The organism is Ferruginibacter sp. (assembly GCF_031430955.1).
Classification (GTDB): Bacteria; Bacteroidota; Bacteroidia; order Chitinophagales; family Chitinophagaceae; genus Ferruginibacter.
The window spans coordinates 1-2,502 of sequence record NZ_JANPCM010000137.1 but is presented as its reverse complement, the minus strand read 5'-3'; the positions used below and the strand labels follow the sequence as shown (position 1 = coordinate 2,502).

The following is a 2,502-nucleotide window of genomic DNA, read 5'->3' as shown; positions in this document are numbered from 1 at the left end:
CAATTTCTTGAAACCCTTTAGTGTGTCTTGCTCCCCCTGCCCGACTTGAACGGGCGACCCTCTGATTAACAGTCAGATGCTCTAACCAACTGAGCTAAGGAGGAGTGTTTTTATTTAAGCCCCGAAAAAATCGGGATCTTGTTTTTCTATTACTCCTGCGTCGAAATGAAAAACTACGACTAAGGAGGAATTTATACTTCCCTTTTAAGGGAGGGCAAAAGTAAGGCTTTTTAGCTTTTGGAAAAAAAATAAAGGCAACTATTTAAGTAAGCCAAAAAGGTTATTTTTTTCCAGGCCTACAAATATGCCCTCCAGTCGCATTTCTACAGGGAAAGTTTTTAAAAAATAGCCTTCGCCACTGGTATTGCGGCCATTATTGAGGCTGTACTTGTAGCGGTGTAAAGGGCAAACAATATTCCCGGTGGCATCTATATGTCCGCCAGCCATAATGCCCCCGGCGTGCGGACATTTTTGGGTGCAGGCAAATAATTTATTTTGATGGAGGGCAATACAAATGGTTTTATTACCGGCAGTTACTTCTGCTAGTCCGTTTGCAGAAAAATTAATTTCTTCAATGCTTGCTGCAATTTTATGCCAGGTGTATTTTTTGTTTACGTCCATTTTAATTTGCCCGCTGATTACGCAGATGCCGCAGAAAAAAATTATTTGTATTAATTTGCGTAATCAGCGAAATCTGTGGGACATTTTCTCAATAAAAAAATTCTGCTTTGTAAGGATAACGGATGCGGTAAGTATCTCTAACTGCATTTAAAATAGTTTGCCGCAACAAATCAATATTTGTTTTTTCAATGGCCGATACAAAAACACAATTGCCTTTTGTTTCAGTTTGCCAGCGTTGTTTTAAATCGTTGAGTATTTCTTTTTTTACATCGGCTTCCAGCCATTGGTCAAAGGCTTCAGCTTCGTACTTATCCATTTTATTAAAAATGGTGATGGTAGGTTTTTCTTCTATTTTTAATTCTGCCAAAGTTTTATTTACCACCGTTATTTGTTCTTCATACTGCGGATGAGAAATATCTACCACATGCAATAATACATCTGCTTCTCTTACTTCATCTAAGGTACTTTTAAAACTTTCCACCAAATGATGCGGCAGCTTTCTTATAAAACCAACTGTATCGCTTAATAAAAAAGGTGTTTGTTCAAACACTACTTTACGGGTAGTGGTATCTAATGTTGCAAATAATTTATTTTCGGCAAACACTTCGCTCTTGCTTAATAAATTCATTAAGGTAGATTTGCCTACGTTGGTATAACCTACCAATGCTACACGTATAAATTCTCCCCTGTCTTTTCGTTGAGTAAAAGATTGTTTGTCAATTTCGGCCAACCGTTTACGTAATAACCCTATTTTATCTTTTACAATACGCCTGTCGGTTTCAATTTCAGTTTCACCGGGGCCTCTTGTGCCTACACCGCCACCCTGGCGTTCCAAATGTTTCCACATACCTTTAAGGCGTGGTAATATATATTGGTATTGCGCCAGCTCTACCTGTGTTTTTGCCTGTGCGGTTTTTGCACGGCTGGCAAATATGTCTAAAATTAAATCGCTGCGGTCAATAGTTTTTACGTTCAGTTCTTTTTCTATATTCTGAATTTGTGAACCGGTTAGTTCATCATCAAAAATTACAATGTGGATATTACCTTTTAATAAAATAAATTGTTTTATCTCTTCTAATTTTCCTTTACCAACAAATGTTTTACTATCGGGATGAGGGAGTTTTTGTGTAAACCGTTTTATTGTTTGTGCGCCTGCCGTTTCTGCAAGAAAAGTAAGTTCGTCCAGGTATTCGTTAACCTGTATTTCTGTTTGTTCTTTATAAATAAGACCAACCAAAATGCAGTTTTCTTCTTTTGTAAAGAGTTGTTTTTTTTCTATCAATGTTATTTATTTTAGCTGCAAATTTTATAAATACAGTTAGCTGCCTGCGGCAGAAAATTTTTACCACAGAGGCACGGAGGCACAGAAAAATACAGTAAATACAAATCTTATTTTTGCTTTGTAAGGGCAAATTTACTTTCTGTGCTTCTGCGTCTCTGTGGCAATTATCTACAAAAGTAAAGCGTTCCGGCAGTACCGGAACGCTTTTTATTTTATCAATACAGTAAATTAATTTTTTAAAGCCGTGTTAGACGCTGCTGTCCATTTTTTCATTTCGGGGCAGCTTTTAAATTCATCATCCACCATTATAAAATACGTGGGTATTTTTTTAATAAACCAGGCGTCTAATGCGTCATTCTTTTTTTCTTCAAGAGCCCTTTGCGAAATACGGTTATAATCGTCTTTCAAATTTTCACGGTGCGGTTCTGTTTTAGTTTTTAAATATACTATGCGTACCCCTTTTTTACCAGTTTGGTCTGCATATTCTACAGGTTGAGAGTATTGGCCGATTTTTAAATCTTTCAGCATCACCACTATATCTTTATCCAGCTGATCAATAGTTAAAAAACTTCCATCCCTGCCCTGCAGCATACCTGCGG

General features: G+C 37.1%; 2 protein-coding genes, 1 tRNA gene and 1 pseudogene. All 4 read right to left on the bottom strand.

Annotated elements, in window-relative coordinates; genetic code table 11:
• Nucleotides 1-30: 30 nt before the first annotated feature.
• Nucleotides 31-104 (bottom strand) — tRNA-Asn (locus tag ACY65O_RS03715).
• Nucleotides 105-258: 154 nt separating this feature from the next.
• On the bottom strand, nucleotides 259-621 hold the full coding sequence (locus tag ACY65O_RS03710) for a Rieske (2Fe-2S) protein (protein WP_462219503.1): 363 nt from the start codon (nucleotides 619-621) through the stop codon (nucleotides 259-261).
• A gap of 88 nt (nucleotides 622-709) precedes the next feature.
• Entirely contained in the window at nucleotides 710-1,903 is a 1,194-nt protein-coding gene (gene hflX, locus ACY65O_RS03705; RefSeq protein WP_462219502.1) for a GTPase HflX, read from the bottom strand.
• 228 nt (nucleotides 1,904-2,131) lie between these two features.
• Nucleotides 2,132-2,502 (bottom strand): annotated as a pseudogene (locus tag ACY65O_RS03700) (peptidylprolyl isomerase); the annotation flags it as partial.

What these genes read in the sequence shown, in the direction of transcription:
- ACY65O_RS03710 (WP_462219503.1), bottom strand. Translation starts at nt 621, where the DNA reads ATGGACGTAAACAAAAAATACACCTGGCATAAAATTGCAGCAAGCATT.